The 15,904-nt window shown below is 70.2% G+C and carries 15 protein-coding genes; 7 read left to right on the forward strand and 8 right to left on the reverse strand.

What is annotated here, in order from left to right; genetic code table 11:
- The first annotated feature begins 64 nt into the window (after window positions 1-64).
- On the forward strand, window positions 65-739 hold the full coding sequence (locus ABZK10_RS05210; protein ID WP_353808126.1) for a Pr6Pr family membrane protein: 675 nt from the start codon (window positions 65-67) through the stop codon (window positions 737-739).
- Here the strand turns inward: ABZK10_RS05210 and ABZK10_RS05215 are convergent.
- The 8 genes from ABZK10_RS05215 to ABZK10_RS05250 form a co-directional block, all read right to left on the reverse strand.
- Complete coding sequence (locus ABZK10_RS05215; protein WP_436408487.1) at window positions 719-1,954, reverse strand: RNA polymerase sigma factor; 1,236 nt, start codon at window positions 1,952-1,954, stop codon at window positions 719-721. The genes ABZK10_RS05210 and ABZK10_RS05215 overlap by 21 nt on opposite strands.
- Before the next feature lie 56 nt (window positions 1,955-2,010).
- Window positions 2,011-2,403, reverse strand: coding sequence for a YciI family protein (locus ABZK10_RS05220; RefSeq protein WP_353808128.1), 393 nt, complete (start codon window positions 2,401-2,403; stop codon window positions 2,011-2,013).
- A 198-nt stretch (window positions 2,404-2,601) separates the two neighbouring features.
- A complete protein-coding gene (dnaB, locus tag ABZK10_RS05225) occupies window positions 2,602-3,981 on the reverse strand; it encodes a replicative DNA helicase (RefSeq protein ID WP_353808129.1) in 1,380 nt (459 codons plus the stop codon).
- A gap of 506 nt (window positions 3,982-4,487) precedes the next feature.
- On the reverse strand, window positions 4,488-4,937 hold the full coding sequence (rplI, locus tag ABZK10_RS05230) for a 50S ribosomal protein L9 (protein ID WP_353808130.1): 450 nt from the start codon (window positions 4,935-4,937) through the stop codon (window positions 4,488-4,490).
- Between the two features lie 16 nt (window positions 4,938-4,953).
- Window positions 4,954-5,208, reverse strand: coding sequence for a 30S ribosomal protein S18 (gene rpsR, locus ABZK10_RS05235; protein ID WP_281883648.1), 255 nt, complete (start codon window positions 5,206-5,208; stop codon window positions 4,954-4,956).
- 73 nt (window positions 5,209-5,281) lie between these two features.
- Window positions 5,282-5,797 (reverse strand): single-stranded DNA-binding protein, encoded by a 516-nt coding sequence (locus ABZK10_RS05240; RefSeq protein ID WP_353808131.1) that lies wholly within the window; start codon window positions 5,795-5,797, stop codon window positions 5,282-5,284.
- A 4-nt stretch (window positions 5,798-5,801) separates the two neighbouring features.
- Window positions 5,802-6,173 carry a 30S ribosomal protein S6 gene (gene rpsF / locus ABZK10_RS05245; protein ID WP_353808132.1) on the reverse strand — a complete coding sequence of 124 codons (372 nt, stop codon included), beginning with the start codon at window positions 6,171-6,173 and terminating at the stop codon, window positions 5,802-5,804.
- A gap of 341 nt (window positions 6,174-6,514) precedes the next feature.
- Window positions 6,515-7,948 carry a CCA tRNA nucleotidyltransferase gene (locus ABZK10_RS05250; RefSeq protein WP_353808133.1) on the reverse strand — a complete coding sequence of 478 codons (1,434 nt, stop codon included), beginning with the start codon at window positions 7,946-7,948 and terminating at the stop codon, window positions 6,515-6,517.
- A 98-nt stretch (window positions 7,949-8,046) separates the two neighbouring features.
- Between ABZK10_RS05250 and ABZK10_RS05255 the strand changes: the two genes are divergently transcribed.
- From ABZK10_RS05255 to ABZK10_RS05280, 6 genes are all read left to right on the forward strand, one after another.
- Entirely contained in the window at window positions 8,047-10,299 is a 2,253-nt protein-coding gene (locus ABZK10_RS05255; protein WP_353808134.1) for a DUF6049 family protein, read from the forward strand.
- Window positions 10,286-11,908, forward strand: a complete 1,623-nt coding sequence (gene murJ, locus ABZK10_RS05260) for a murein biosynthesis integral membrane protein MurJ (protein WP_353808135.1) — start codon at window positions 10,286-10,288, stop codon at window positions 11,906-11,908. Before ABZK10_RS05255 ends, murJ begins: the two co-directional genes overlap by 14 nt.
- A gap of 133 nt (window positions 11,909-12,041) precedes the next feature.
- Window positions 12,042-13,010 (forward strand): thioredoxin-disulfide reductase, encoded by a 969-nt coding sequence (gene trxB, locus ABZK10_RS05265; protein ID WP_353808136.1) that lies wholly within the window; start codon window positions 12,042-12,044, stop codon window positions 13,008-13,010.
- Between the two features lie 52 nt (window positions 13,011-13,062).
- Entirely contained in the window at window positions 13,063-13,386 is a 324-nt protein-coding gene (gene trxA / locus ABZK10_RS05270) for a thioredoxin (RefSeq protein ID WP_353808137.1), read from the forward strand.
- A gap of 152 nt (window positions 13,387-13,538) precedes the next feature.
- Window positions 13,539-14,861: an aminotransferase-like domain-containing protein gene (locus ABZK10_RS05275; protein WP_353808138.1), complete on the forward strand. Its 1,323-nt coding sequence runs from the start codon at window positions 13,539-13,541 to the stop codon at window positions 14,859-14,861.
- Window positions 14,862-14,884: 23 nt separating this feature from the next.
- A complete protein-coding gene (locus tag ABZK10_RS05280) occupies window positions 14,885-15,847 on the forward strand; it encodes a D-alanine--D-alanine ligase family protein (RefSeq protein WP_353808139.1) in 963 nt (320 codons plus the stop codon).
- Window positions 15,848-15,904: the final 57 nt, after the last annotated feature.

Below are 15,904 nucleotides of genomic sequence, written 5' to 3' on the forward strand. Positions count from 1 at the left end.
GCGCGCCGCACGTACTGCTAGCGTGCTCCTGTCCACCGCGCTCAACGAGGAGATTGCAGGGCCCATGCATCCCGCCTCACGCTACGCAGCACTCGGCGTGCGCGTGGCGATCGTCATGGTCATCGTCTCGGGGCTCCTCCTCGGGGAACGGAGATTCCCGTTCTTCACGAGTCAGAGCAGCCTCATCGCGCTCGGGTACTTCATCACCGCACTCGTGCTCATGGTGCAGCGGAAGACTGCCGTCGCGCCGGCACCGCGGCTCCGAGGCGCCGTCACGTTCTGGCTGATGACGACGGCACTCATCTCGCACTTCCTGAACAACCGCGGCGTGAACCCGATCCCCGGCCTCTTCGACCCCGACCCCGTCGTCGCGATCGACAACATCGGGCTGTTCATGCTGCACTACGTGTCGCCGATCCTCGTGCTGCTGGACTGGCTCGCGTTCGGCCCGCACGGCCTCGTCCGCTGGCGCGACACCCTCGTGTGGCTGCTGTACCCGATCGGGTACGCGATCGTCATGATCGCGCGTGGCACCCTGCTTCCGGCGGTGAACGACCGCTACCCGTATCCCTTCCTCGACCCGACCGTGGCCGGCTTCGACGGAATGTTCGCCGCGCTCGGACGCGTCATCCTCATCCTCGCCGTGATCGCGCTCGCCGTCGTCGCTGTCGACCGCCTCGCCTCCGCAGTCGTGCGGCAGGTAGTCGCACGGCAGCGATCACGCATCCCCGTCGCCTAGGCGCCTGCTCTCGACCTGCGAGCGCCTCTCACCCACGAGCTGGTCACGCCGCCGGGTGAGATGCGCCTGCTCAGCGGCGGTGCCGGCGAGCTGGATCGCTCGGTCGTAGGCCGTCCGTGATTCCTCGCTCCGCCCGCCGACCCGGCGGAGGAGCTCGGCGCGCGCGACGTGGAAGGCGTGGTATCCGTCGAGCACGTCGCCGAGCGGTTCGATCTCGGCGAGTGCGACAGCGGGCCCGTCCACCTCGGCGACCGCGATCGCGCGGTTGAGTCGCACGATCGGGGAGGGGTCGAGCGTGACCAGGCGGTCGTACAGGGCGACGATCTGGGACCAGTCGGTGTCGCGGGCGGATGGGGCGTCGGTGTGCACCGCGCTGATCGCGGCCAGGAGCTGATACCGACCCGGCTGCTCCGCGCCGTTGGCGACGGCGGCAATCCGTTCGCGCACCAGCGTGTGTCCCTCGAGGATCTGGGCCCGGCCCCACGCGTCGCGGTCCTGCTCGGCCAAGGTCACCAGTTCACCGGCGCGGGAGAAGCGCGCGTCGCGTCGCGCCTCGGTGAGGAGCATCAGGGCGAGCAGGCCCGTCGCCTCTCCTTCGTCGGGAATGAGCACGCGCACCAGGCGGCACAGGCGAATCGCCTCTTGCGTCAGGTCGGCCCGCACCGGGTTCTCGCCCGAGGTGGCCAGGTAGCCCTCATTGAAGATCAGGTAGATCACCGCGAGCACGCCGTGCAGCCGCTTCCGGATGTCTGCGACCGCGGGAATCCGATAGGGAACCCCCGACGCCTTGATCTTCGCCTTCGCGCGGGTGATCCGTCGCGCCATGGTGGTCTCCGGCACGAGGAACGCGCGGGCGATCTCCGTGACGGTCAGTCCGCCGACGAGGCGGAGCGTCAGAGCCACCCGGGCCTCCATGACGAGTGCGGGGTGGCAGCAGATGAAGATCAGGCGGAGACGGTCGTCCTCGACCGGCCCGGTCGGCTCGGGAGGAGAGTCATCGGAGAGCATGAGCGCGGCTCGGTGCTTGTCGTCGCGGCGCGACTGTCGGCGCAGCCTGTCGATCGCCTTGCGTGTCGCGGTCGTGGTGACCCACGCGCCGGGATTGGGTGGCACCCCATCCCGCGGCCACCTTTCCACCGCCGTGACGAACGCATCGGCCGCCGCGTCCTCGGCGAGGTCGAGATCGCCGAATCGACGGGCGAGGCCGGCCACCACCCGCGCCCACTCCTCGCGGTGGACGCGGGCGATGGTCTCGTCGACAGAACGCGCGGTCACGACTCCATCAGGTCAGCCTGCTGTCGGTCGACGATCTCGGTGACGCCGGAAGGGAACCGGTGCACCTCCTGCGGCCAGTCCAGCGCGACCGCCAGACGCCCTGCCCAGTAGCGAGCCGCCTCGTCGTTCGGCACGTCCACCACGGTGAACCCGCCGAGATGCTCCTTGCTCTCGACGAACGGTCCGTCCGTGAAGATCGGAACGCCGTCCTCGCTCACCACGCTGCACACCGCAGTAGAGGCGTCGATCCCTCCGTCCGCGAAGAGGAAGACACCGGCCGTCTTCATCTCCTCGAGCACGGCCATCGACGCCTCGCTCTTGGCGCGCAGCTGATCGGGGGTCTGCTGCGGCACCCACTCGTCGTTGAATGCGATCAGGTAGTTCGGCAATGTCGTCTCCTTCCCATGGAACGAGAGCCAGGTCGGCTGCTCGGTCGCGACGATCCGGAGGACCGCCTACCCAGTCCACGAACGGCGAAGCTCGGATACGACACTAGTCCCGAGTATTTCGCGATTGTCGGAACGGCGGACTCCGACAACCCAGCTGGCGGTGGTCAGGCAATCTGTTCAGTCACCCGTCAGGTACAACTACGTCTGCACCATGTCCGCGAAGCGCGAGAAGTGGCCGTGGAACGCGACAGTCACGGTGCGGGTCGGGCCGTTGCGGTGCTTGGCGACGATGAGGTCGGCCTCGCCGGCGCGGGGGTTGTCGCGCTCGTAGGCGCTCTCGCGGTGGAGCAGGATCACCATGTCGGCGTCCTGCTCGATCGAGCCCGACTCGCGAAGGTCGCTGATGGCGGGGAGCTTGTCGGCACGCTGCTCCGGGCCACGGTTGAGCTGCGAGAGCGCGATGACCGGCACCTGGAGCTCCTTGGCGAGCAGCTTCAGCGCACGCGAGAACTCCGAGACCTCCTGCTGGCGGCTCTCGACGCGCTTGCCGCTGGTCATGAGCTGCAGGTAGTCGATCACGACCATCTTGAGGCCGACGCGCTGCTTGAGGCGCCGGCACTTCGCGCGAATCTCGACCAGCGTCATGTTGGGGGAGTCGTCGATGTAGAGGGGCGCGTCGTTGATGCGGCCCCGGGTCGAGGCGATGGTCGTCCAGTCGCGGCTGTCGACGGTGCCCTTGCGCATCGACTGCAGGGGCACGGATGCCTCGGCGGACAGCAGTCGCATGGCGATCTCCGACTTGCCCATCTCGAGCGAGAAGAAGATCGTGGGCAGGTCGTTGTGGATCGACGCCGACCGGGCGAAGTCGAGGGCCAGCGTCGACTTTCCGAGCGCGGGACGCGCGGCGACGATGATCATCTGGCCGGGGTGGAAGCCGTTCGTCAGGTCGTCGAGGTCGGCGAAGCCGGTGGGCACGCCGGTCATCTTGCCGTCGGTGTGCTTGGCCGCCTCGATCTCGTCGATCGCCACGGTGACCGCCTCGGTGAGCGGCACGTAGTCCTCGCTCTCGACGCTGCCGGTGACCGAGTAGATCTCCGACTGGGCGACGTTGACCAGGTCGGTGACCTCGCCCTCGCCGGCGTAGCCCAGCTGCACGATGCGGGTGCCCGCCTCGACCAGGCGCCGGAGCATGGCGCGCTCGGCGACGATCTCGGCGTAGAAGCCGGCGTTGGCCGCTGTGGGCACGAGGCTCGTGAGCGTGTGCAGGTACTCGGCGCCGCCCGCGCGGCCGAGTTCGCCGGTCTTGGTCAGTTCGTCGGTGACGGCGATGACGTCGGTGGGCTCGCCGTGCGAGTAGAGGGAGAGGATGGCGTCGAACACGACCTCGTGCTTGGGCACGTAGAAGTCGGGGCCTCGGAGCGTCTCGATGACGTCGGCGACCGCGTCCTTCGAGAGCATCATGCCCCCGAGGGCGCTCTGTTCGGCGAGGAGGTCGTGCGGGGGCGTGCGCTCGGGACCCTGACGTGCGTCGCCCTGCTGCTCGCGGGGTTCGGCGATGCCGAGATGGGCGATCGTCACGCCTGGCCTCCTCGATGTCGTGTTGTGTCCGGCGACGCGATTTCCGCGCTGCTTCCAGTGGTACCAGCGACGACAGACAGAGGGCCCGAGCGTTGCGGCCGGTCCCCCATCCGGCGACGGAGATTCACCCTATGGACGCGCTCCCACGGGGCACAAGCCAGCCTGTGGACAACGCTGTGGGGAACTTGGGCGAAACGCCGGGCGCCATGTGCAAAGAATGTGTGGAAACCTGTGGAGAACGAAGAAAGTTCTCTGCGAAAATGGCATTTGATCGGCTCATATGGTTTCCCACACCTGTGTGGAGAAGAAATGTCTGGACTGTGACTTGAGGGTTACGAACACGGTGTGGGCTGTGCACAAATGCGCACGCGAATCGGGCCGAACCAGCTTGCGGAACGCGGTGTCCGGGTGTAGGAATCCGGGCACGTCGAAGGCCCGCCGCGGACCGGAGACGACGAAGCGGCGGACCGGAGATCCGGCCCGCCGCTTCGTGTACGTGCGTCGCGCTACTTCGCGGCGATCACCTGGAGGGTGATGGTCGCGATGACCTCGTCGCGCAGCTTCACGCCGGCCTCGTACTCGCCGATCGACTTGATCGTCGGGACGGTGACCTTGCGCTTGTCGACCTCGCCGAGGCCGGCGGCCGACACGGCGGCCGCGACGTCCGCGGACTTCACCGAGCCGAACAGGCGACCCTCGGAGCCGGCCTTGACGGCCAGCTTGACCTTGGTGGACTCGAGCGAGGCCTTGAGGGCCCGCGCGTCCTCGAGCGAGTGCAGCTCGCGCGCCGAGCGCGCGGACTTGATCTGCTCGACCTGCTTCTCGCCACCGCGGGTCCACGGCGTCGCGTAGCCCTTCGGGACGAGGTAGTTGCGTGCGTAGCCGTTCTTGACCTCGACCACGTCACCGGCGGTGCCGAGGCCGTTGACCTCGTGCGTCAGGATGACCTTTGCCATTGTTCCGGCCTCCTTCTCAGCGACCCGAGCCCGCGTACGGCAGCAGGGCCATCTCGCGTGCGTTCTTGACGGCACGGGCGATGAGGCGCTGCTCCTGCACGGAGACACCGGTGATACGACGGGCGCGGATCTTGCCGCGCTCCGAGACGAACTTGCGGAGGGTGGCGACATCCTTGTAGTCGATGACGCCGACCTTGATCGACTTCGCGGGGGCCGCGTTCTTCGGGCCCTTCCCGCGCTTGCGGCGGTCGCCGCTGCTCTTTCCAGCCATTGCTGTTCCTTACCTGGGAATGAAATACGTTTCGTTGAGCGGATGCCTCGTGGCGAGGCATCCGTCGGCAGACCTAGAAGGGGGTCTCGTCGCCGTAGTTGGTGCCGGGCGTGTTCCAGACGTCGCCCGACGCCGCAGCCGGTGCGCTCGGCGCCCACGCGTCGTCGGAGGACGAGTTGCCGCCCCCGCCGCCGCCGTAGCTGCCACCGCGTCCGCCGCCGCTCGACTGCGCGCGCGTGACCTGTGCGGTCGCGTAGCGCAGGCTCGGGCCGATCTCGTCGATCTCGAGCTCGATGGCGGTGCGCTTCTCGCCCTCGCGGGTCTCGTACGAGCGCTGCTTGAGACGGCCCTGGGCGATGACCCGGGAACCCTTGGTCAGCGAACCTGCGACGTGCTCGGCGAACTCGCGCCAGCAGCTCGCACGCAGGAACAGTGCTTCACCGTCCTTCCACTCGTTCGCCTGACGGTCGAACGAGCGGGGGGTTGATGCGATGGTGAAGTTGGCGACCGCGAGGCCAGACTGCGTGTAGCGCAGCTCCGGGTCAGCCGTGAGGTTGCCCACAACGGTGATGATCGTGTCGCCTGCCATGGGACTAGGCGTCCTTCTTCGCTGCCCGAGCTGCCTTCTTGGCGGCGCGCTCCTCGTCGGCCTTCTTCGCGGCGGCGACCTGTGCGATCGCCTCCTCCGCGCGGAGGACCTTGGTGCGCATGACGGCCTCGCTGAGGTTCAGCTGGCGGTCGAGCTCGTTGGTCGTGGCCGACTCGGCGGTGAAGTCGACGACGGCGTAGATGCCCTCGGACTTCTTGTCGATCTCGTAGGCCAGGCGACGCTTGCCCCAGATGTCGACGTTGTCGACGGTGCCGCCATCCGTGCGGATGACGTTGAGGAACTTGTCGAGGCTGGGAGCAACGGTGCGCTCGTCGATCGCGGGATCGAGGATCACCATCAACTCGTACTGGTGCATGACAGACCCACCTCCTTCGGACTCGGCGGTCGCAGACGTTCTGCGACAGGAGGGTGTTCATGCGTCGAACTGCGGAGGCCCGGACTCGGGCGCGCAGACAACCTGTCCAGTGTAACGGAAGCCCGATCGGGCCGCCATTCGGGCCGATCCCCCGCGGGGTGCGGTCGCTGTTCAGGAGCGTCGGTGGGCAGATGCGACGGTCGTGCGCCAGCTGACGAGCGGATGCAACGAAGGTGCGTGGCTCGCTCGCATGCGCCGATCTCATGCGGGCCTCTCCGGCCCGTTCCTGAAAACGGCACTCTCCACGCTCGCGCCCGCGGCGTCTCGGGAGATCGCGCTCCTCAGCCCGCGTCGCGGGCGGCCCACCAGGCGAGCAGGCGCTCGCGCGCCGCATCCGGCCCGATCGGCCCCTCGTCGAGCCGCAGCTCGAGCAGGAACCGGTACGCCTCGCCGACCTCGCGGCCCGGACGGATGCCGAGTGCGGCCTGGATCTCGTTGCCGTCGAGCTCGGGGCGCACCGCAGCGAGCTCCTCCTCCTCCGCGAGCACGGCGATGCGCTCCTCGAGGTCGTCGTAGGCGAACCCGAGGCGGTCGGCCTTGCGGCGATTGCGGGTCGTGACGTCGGCGCGGGTGAGGATGTGCAGTCGCTCGAGCTGGTCGCCCGCGTCGCGCACGTAGCGCCGCACGGCCGAGTCGGTCCACGCGGCGTCGGCATAGCCGAAGAAGCGCAGGTGCAGCTCGATTAGCCGGCCCACCGCGGCGATCGTGTCGTTGTCGAACCGCAGGGCGCGCAGCCGCTTGCGGGCGAGCTTGGCGCCCACGACGTCGTGGTGGTGGAACGAGACCGCGCCGCCGGGCTCGAGGCGACGGGTCCTGGGCTTGCCGATGTCGTGGAGCAGCGCGGCGAGGCGCATCACGAGGTCGGGGGAGTCGAGGTTGCCGCGTGAGGCCTCGTAGTCGATCGCCTGGTCGAGCACCGTCAGCGAGTGCTCGTAGACGTCCTTGTGGTGGTGGTGCTCGTCCACCTCCAACCGCAGCGCGGGCACCTCCGGCAGCACCCGGTCGGCGAGCCCGGTGTCGACGAGCAGGCGGATGCCCGGCTGCGGCGCATCCGTCAGCAGCAGCTTCGTGAGCTCGTCGCGCACGCGCTCGGCGGAGATGCGCTCGATGGCCCCGGAGAGTTCGGCCATGGCCGCGAGCGTGCCCGGTTCCACGTGAAACCCGAGCTGCGACGCGAATCGTGCCGCGCGCAGCATCCGCAGCGGGTCGTCGCCGAAGGAGCGCTCGGGTGGCGCGGGCGTGCGCAGCGTACGGGCGAGGAGGTCCTCGACACCGCCCGAGGGGTCGACGAGCTCGAGGCGGGGGAGGCGGAGCGCGAGCGCGTTGACCGTGAAGTCGCGCCGGGTGAGGTCCTCCTCGAGCGAGTCGCCGAAGACGACCTCGGGCTTGCGGCTCTCGCCGTCGTACGCGTCGGTGCGGTAGGTCGTGATCTCGACCTGCTCGCCGGCGATCTTCGCGCCGATCGTGCCGAATCGGCGCCCGATGTCCCAGTGCGCCTGCGCGATGGGCGCGACGATCGCGAGGATCTCGTCCGGCGTGGCATCCGTCGTGAAGTCGAGGTCGTTGGTGCCGCGGTCGAGGAAGGCGTCGCGCACCGGACCGCCGACCAGTGCGAGCTCGTGCCCGGCGGCCTCGAAGGCACCGGCGAGGCGCGACACGGTCGGCGAGGCCGCCAGTTCGCCCAGCCGGGCGAGGGCCGCCGCGACACTCTGCATGGCCACCATCGTACGGCGCTGCGCGGGCGTCGATCGTGCACGGGTGCGACCCCCACCGCGCACGTGGCGGTCGGCGACGACACCGTAGAATCTCGTGCATGGCGGCCGAGGCGATTCCCGTGCGACGCCCGCGCCGACTCCTCGCCGCGGTCGCCGCAGGCGCAACGGCCGCCGGGTTCCTGCTCGGCGCCCCGGCGTCCGTTCCCGCCGCCGCTGCGGAGCTCGACGGGCTCACCCTCGTCGTGGCACCCACCGATGCCCCCGTGATCACGGACGTGTCGGACACCACCTCGTTCACGGTCGAGACCGGCAACGCCACCGGCCGCTTCCTGACCGACGTCGACATCGTGGTGGGCCTCGCCGGACGCGCACTCGGCTCGACCGACGCCCTCGCCGACTGGACCGCCGGCACCGACTCGGCGCCGAGCGGCACCGAGCTCGCGCGCGAGACGCTGTCGGCGGTGCCCAACGGCAGCACCCTCACCACCCGCATCGAGGTGGACACCGGGGACCTCGCGCAGGACGCGACCGCCGCGCTGCCCCTCTTCGTCGCACTCGAGGACGACGGCGAGACCATCGCGTGGTCGACCGGCGTCGCCGTGTGGAGCGCGGGCGACGACATCGGGTCGGTCTCGCTCGCCGTGGCGGCGCCGATCACCGTGCCCGGGCAGGACGAGGGCCTCTACCCGGCCGAGCTGCTCGAGGGGTGGACGAGCCCGCAGGGCATCCTCACCCGACGGCTCGACGCGCTCGCGGACACGCCCGTGGCACTGGCGATCGACCCGGCGATCATCGCCTCCATCCGGGTGCTCGGCGCGGATGCCCCCGAGAGCGCGCTCGCCTGGCTCGACCGGCTCGGCACGGTGACGAACGAGACGTTCCCCCTCGCGTACGCCGATGCCGACCTCGCTGCGCAGGCGCAGGCCGGGCTGGACGCGCCGCTCCAGCCGACGACGTTCGACGACGTCGCCGACCCGGAGGACCTCGTCGTCCCGAGCGCCGAGCCGGAGGCAACCGACCTCCCCGCCTCGCCCGACGCGACCCCCGCGCCGACGACGGAGCCGGGCGCCGACGAGGTCGAGGCGCCCGTGCCGGGCGTGCTCGACTTCGCCTACACGCGCACGGACATCGCCTGGCCGGCCGACGACACCCTCGCCGACGGCGACCTCGCCTTCCTCGACGAGGCCGGCCTCACCACCGCGATCGTCGCGGGGACCAACGTCGAAGCCGTCACCGGTGCCGCGCGCGACGCCGCGGCAACCATCGGCGGCGCGACGGCGGTCGTCTCCGACATCGAGGTCACCGACGCCCTCCGAGCCGCCGAGGCGGCCACGACCACGACGGAGTGGGCGGCGGCGAACGCCGACCTCGCGGCGTCGCTGGCCCTGATCGCCGCGGACGGCGGCTCGTCCGGGCGCACGCTCCTCGCGACGTTCGCCCGCACGCAGCCGGTCTCGACCGAACGCGTCGCCGGGGCGATCGAGACGATCGGCGGGCTCCCCTGGACCGAGGCCGCCTCGCTGTCGCAGGCCATCGGCGCCCCGCCGACCTCGCGAGCACTGCGTTCGTCCCCCGAGGCCGACGATCGCATCGCCCGGATCCGCACGATGGTCGAGTACGACGGGGAGCTCGCCGAGTTCTCGACGATCCTCGACGAGCCCGAGCAGCTGACCGCCGCGTACCGGCGCGACCTGCTCGCGGTGCTCGGCGCCTCCTGGGTGTCCGACACCACCGGATGGGACAGCACCTCGTCCGCGTTCGTGAGCGGCACCCGCGAGGTGCTGGACGCCGTGAGCATCGTGCCGAGCAGCGAGTTCACCGTCATCTCGCGTGAGTCCGGCATCCTCGTCACCGTGCAGAACGACCTGCCCTACCCGGTGAACGTCGTGATCACGGTCGACCCCTCGAACGGGCGCCTCCTCGTCGAGGGGCCCGTCGAGACGACCATCGAGCCCGACTCCCGCGGCACGACGACCGTGCCCGTCCAGGCCGGTGTGGGCAACGGGGCCGTCGCACTCCTGGTCTCGCTCGAGTCGCCGGCGGGCGTCCCGGTCGGGAACACCGTGCGATTCGGCGCGAACGTGCAGGCCGACTGGGAGGGCATCGGGGCCGCGGTCATGGGCGCCGCCCTGGCGATCCTCTTCGGCCTCGGCATCTGGCGCATCATCCGTCGGCGCCGGCAGGAGCGAGCCGACGAGGCCTCGCCCGCGGAGGCGGACGGGGACGACGCCACGGACGACCACGGCGACGATGCGGACTCGGAGGAGCACCGCTCCGATCGCGCGGACGCCGACGAGCAGGACGCCACGAGCGGCGCCGGTGAGCACGAGGAGCCGAATGGCGGGCGGTGACATCGGGCGCGCGAGCGTCTTCCTGGCGTCGGGGACCATCGTCTCGCGCCTCCTCGGGTTCGTGCGGTCGATCGTGCTCGCGGCGGCGATCGGCCTGGTCGGCTCCGCGAGCGCCGACGCGTTCGCGGTGGCGAACCAGCTGCCGAACACCGTCTACACGATCGTCGCGGGCGGCGTGCTCACCGCCGTGCTGGTGCCGCAGATCGTGCGCGCGGGGATGCAGCAGGACGGCGGCGCTGCCTACATCAACAAGCTCCTCACGATCGCGCTCGTCATCCTCGGTGCGGCGACCCTGGTCGCCACCCTCGCGGCGCCGCTCCTCACGCTGCTGTACGGCACGCAACTCGACCCGGACACCCTGGCGCTGGCCACCGCCTTCGCCTGGTGGTGCCTCCCGCAGATCTTCTTCTACGGGCTCTACACGCTGCTCGGCGAGGTGCTGAACGCCCGCAAGAGCTTCGGGCCGTACACCTGGTCGCCGGTCCTGAACAACGTCGTGGCCCTCGCGGGCCTCGCCGCGCTCATGATCGTCTATGGCGCCGACCCCGACGGCACCCGCGACCCCAGCGCCTGGACGCCCGACATGATCGCGGTCCTCGGCGGCACCGCGACGCTCGGCGTGGCCGCGCAGGCGCTGGTGCTGTTCTGGTTCTGGCGCCGCATCGGCCTGCGCTACCGCCCCGACTTCCGGTGGCGCGGCGTCGGCCTCGGCGACGCGGGCCGCATGGCGAGCTGGACGTTCGGGATGCTGCTGCTCACGACGTTCGCCGGCATCGTGCAGACGAACGTCGCGGGCATCGCGTCGGACTCGGCCGCATCGGTGGCGACGCTCGCGCCCGCCTGGCTCATCTTCATGCTGCCGCACTCGGTCATCGCCGTCTCGATCGGCACGGCCTACTTCACCCGCATGAGCGAGCACGCGGCGGCGGGCGACACGGTGCGCCTGCGGGACGACATCGGCAGCGCGATCCGCGGGGTCGGCCTGCTGATGGTGGTGTCGGCCGCGATCATGATCGTGTGCGCCTACCCGATGGCGGCGGTGTTCGCGCCGGGGAACTTCGCCAGCGTGTCCGCGTTCGGCAACGTGATCATCGGCTACCTCATCGGCCTGGTGCCGTTCAGCACCCTGTTCCTCGTGCAGCGGTCGTTCTACGCGCTGGGCGACACCCGCACGCCCTTCTTCTTCACGCTCTTCCAGGTCGTGTTCTTCGTCGGGCTGGCGCTCGCGTGCGCCGCGCTCCCGGTCGACCTGATCGCCGTCGGCATCGCGGTGTCGACCTCGGTCGCAGGCACCGCGCAACTCGGGCTCGCGCTCATCCTCCTGCGCCGACGGTTGGGCCTGCTCGGGTTCCGTGCGGTCATCATCAGCTTCATCCGCGACGCGGTCGCCGTCGTGGCGCCGATGCTCCTCGGCGTCGTGCTGCTGATCGTGCTGGGCGGCACCATGGCGGGCGGCTTCGCGGTCGACACCCGGCTCGGCGCGATCGTGTCGATGCTGGTGATCGGCGCGGCGATGGGACTGCTCTACGTCGGCGGGCTGTGGGTGCTCCGGTCGCCGGAGCTGCGCACCTTCACGGCGCCCGTCGTGGCGCGACTCCGCCGCCGCTGAGCCCTCGTGACGCACCGTCGTCACGTTCACCCGCCGTACAGCGGGCAGGAATACCCTGCACCTACACTGTGTTGACGGTGGAGCGGCCGGACTCCCGGCCGCGAGCAACGCCAGAACGACCACGAGGAGCAACGTGCGCGACGTCATCATCATCGGCTCCGGCCCCGCCGGATTCACCGCGGCCATCTACGCCGCGCGCGCCGAACTGCGTCCCATGCTCGTCGCGAGCTCGGTGGAGGTCGGCGGCGAGCTGATGAACACCACCGAGGTCGAGAACTTCCCCGGCTTCCCCGAGGGCATCATGGGCCCGGAGCTGATGGGCAGGATGCAGGCGCAGGCGGAGCGCTTCGGCACCGAGGTCGTCTACGACGACGTCGTGAAGCTCGAGCTCGACGGCGACGTCAAGCGCGTCACGCTCGGCGGCGGCGAGGTGCACGAGGCCCGCACCGTGATCTACGCCACCGGCTCGGCGTACCGCAAGCTCGGCCTGCCCGAGGAGGATCGCCTCTCGGGGCACGGCCTGTCCTGGTGCGCGACCTGCGACGGCTTCTTCTTCAAGGAGAAGGCGATCGCCGTCGTCGGCGGCGGAGACTCGGCGATGGAGGAGGCGACCTTCCTCACGCGCTTCGCGTCGAAGGTCTACGTCATCCACCGCCGCGAGGAGCTCCGCGCGTCGAAGATCATGCAGCAGCGGGCGTTCGACGACCCGAAGATCGAGTTCGTCTGGAACGCCGAGATCGCCGCCATCCACGGCACCGACGCGGTCACCGGCGTCACGCTGCGCGACACGGTCACCGGCGACGAGCGCGGCCTCGACCTCGACGGCCTGTTCGTCGCGATCGGCAACGACCCGCGCGTGCACCTGGTGCACGGACAGCTCGACCTCACCACCGAGGGCACCGTCGCCGTCCAGGGTCGCTCGTCGAAGACGTCGCTGCCCGGCGTGTTCGCCGCGGGCGACGTGCTCGACCCGACCTACCGGCAGGCCGTCACGGCGGCGGGCTCCGGCACCGTCGCGGCCCTTGACGCCGAGCACTACCTCGCCGCCCTCGCCGACGCGGAGGCCGGCACCCCCGAGACGGAATTCGCCGTCGCGAACTGACCTCGGCCCGGGGCATCCGCCCCGCCGACACCCCACCGAAGGAGATTCCCCCATGACCGCACGCGCCGTCGACCAGTCGACCTTCGAGCAGGAGGTCCTCAACAACTCCAAGACCGTCATGGTCGACTTCTGGGCGGAGTGGTGCGGTCCGTGCCGCGCCGTCAGCCCCATCCTCGACCAGATCGCCACCGAGCACTCCGACAAGCTCGACATCGTCAAGCTCAACGTCGACGAGAACCCGCACCTGGCGATGAAGTACCAGATCACGTCCATCCCCGCGATGAAGGTCTTCCAGGAGGGCGAGGTCGTCAAGACCGTCATCGGCGCCAAGCCGAAGCCCGCCCTCGAGGCCGACCTCGCCGCCTACCTCGCGTAGCCGGCCCGTTCGCGAACCCACGACCCGCCCGGCACCAGCCGGGCGGGTCGTTCGCGTTTCGGGCGCGGTCGATGCCACCGGTCGGCGATCGGCCGTGTCATCCGCCGTCCGGCCCGCAATACGATGAACACGACGACAGGAACGGAACGACAGTGACTCCCGAGGGCCTCCCGCAGCGCACCGGCAACAACCTCGACCCGTGGTACCACCACTACGCGGCCCGAGCCGCCGGGCTGAGCGCCTCCGAGGTGCGCGCCCTCTTCGCCGTCGCCTCCCGACCCGAGGTCGTCTCGCTGGCGGGCGGCATGCCGTTCGTCTCGGCACTGCCCGACGAGTTCGTGATGGGGTCGCTCGAACGCGTGATGCGCGAGCGCGGCCCGGTCGCGCTGCAGTACGGCTCCGGCCAGGGCACCGAGCAGATCCGCGAGCACATCCTCGAGATCATGGCGATCGAGGGGATCGAGGCCACGCTCGACAACCTGGTCGTCACCACCGGCTCGCAGCAGGCGCTCGATCTCGTCGCCAAGCTGTTCCTCGACCCCGGTGACGTGGTGCTCGCCGAAGCGCCGAGCTACGTCGGCGCTCTCGGGGTCTTCCGTTCGTACGAGGCGGAGACCGTGCACATCGCGATGGACGAGCACGGGCTCGTCCCCGCTGCGCTGCAGGAGACGATCGAACGCCTACACGCCGCGGGCCGGCGGATCAAGCTGCTCTACACGATCCCGAACTTCCAGAACCCCGCCGGCGTCACGATGTCCGCCGAGCGCCGGGCCGAGGTACTGGCCATCTGCCGCGCGAACGGCGTGCTGGTGGTCGAGGACAACCCGTACGGGCTGCTCTGGTTCGATGAGCCGGCGCCGAACGCCATCCGCTCCCTCGACGAGGACGGCGTCATCTACCTGGGGTCGTTCTCGAAGACGCTCGCTCCCGGATTCCGCGTGGGCTGGGCGCTCGCACCGCACGCGATCCGGGAGAAGCTCATCCTCGCGAACGAGTCGGCCATCCTGTCGCCCAGCGTCTTCAGCCAGCTCGTCATCGCCGAGTACCTCGAACAGGTCGACTGGCGCACCCAGATCGACACCTTCCGCGGGCTCTACAAGGAGCGGAAGGAGGCGATGCTCGAGGCGCTCGAGGATCACCTGCCCGAGCTGCGGTGGACCAACCCGAACGGCGGGTTCTTCGTCTGGGTCGACCTGCCGCCCGAGCTCGACTCGAAGGCGATGCTGCCCCGCGCGGTGCGCGAGCTGGTCGCGTACACGCCGGGCACCGCGTTCTTCGACGACGGGGGAGGACGGCACAACATCCGGCTGTCGTTCTGCTATCCCACGTCGGAGAGCATCCGGCTCGGCGTGCGTCGCCTCGCCAACGTCGTGGGCGGCGAGCTCGACCTGCTGACGACCTTCGCGGGCACGGGATCGCTGCAACTCGACGACCGCGTGCGCCGCACCACGACCCCGCCGTCAAACCTCGCGTGAGTGAACCGGAGAACCCTCGAACCATGGCAGACGCACCCGCACTCGACATCGTCGTCCTCGCCGGCGGCATCTCCCACGAACGCGACGTGTCGCTCCGTTCCGGACGACGTGTCGCGGACGGACTGACCTCCGAGGGACATCGCGTGACGCTGCGGGAACCGGATGCCACCCTGCTCCCGTTCCTCGAGTCGCACCGCCCCGACGTGGTGTGGCCCGCACTGCACGGCGCGAGCGGTGAGGACGGCGCACTCCGCGGACTCCTCGATGCACTCGCCCTGCCCTACGTCGGCGCGCGCTCGAACGCGTCCGGACTCGCGTGGCAGAAGCCCGTCGCCAAGACGGTCGTGCAATCGGCCGGGATCGCGACCCCGGACTGGATCACCGTGACGCGTGATGCGTTCCGTGAGCTCGGTGCGACGAGCGTGCTCGATGCGATCCTGCACCGGCTCGACACGCCGGTGGTCGTCAAGCCCGCCTCCGGAGGCTCGGCGCAGGGGGTCTCGCTGGTCGACGACCGGGGCGGCCTGCCGCGCGCACTGGTCGACGCGTTCACCTACTCCGAACTCGCCGTCGTGGAGCGCCGGGTGCGCGGTACCGAGGTCTCGGTCGGGGTGATCGACACGGGAGACGGCCCGGTCGCGCTGCCGCTGGTCGAGATCGAGCCGATCTCGGGCGACTACAGCTTCGAGGCCAGGTACAACGCGGGGGAGACCGTGTTCTACGCGCCGGCGCGCCTCGACGAGGCGCTGTCGGCGACGGTCGCCGACGCGGGCCTCGCGGCGCACGCCGTGCTTGGCCTGCGCCACATCTCCCGGGTCGACTTCATCGTCGACGATGCCGGCACGCCGTGGTTCCTCGAGGCGAACGTGCTTCCCGGACTCACCGAGACCTCGCTCGTGCCCCAGGCGATCGAGGCGGCCGGGCTCCGACCGGGACGGGTGTACGCGGACCTCGCCCGCACGGCGATCGCCGACGGCACCGACTGATCCCGAACGGGGCATGTCCGACGGTGCATACACCGTCGGGGTGTGCGCCGGGCGAAT

This window comes from Agromyces sp. SYSU T00194 (assembly GCF_040496035.1).
Taxonomy (GTDB): Bacteria; Actinomycetota; Actinomycetes; order Actinomycetales; family Microbacteriaceae; genus Agromyces; species Agromyces chitinivorans.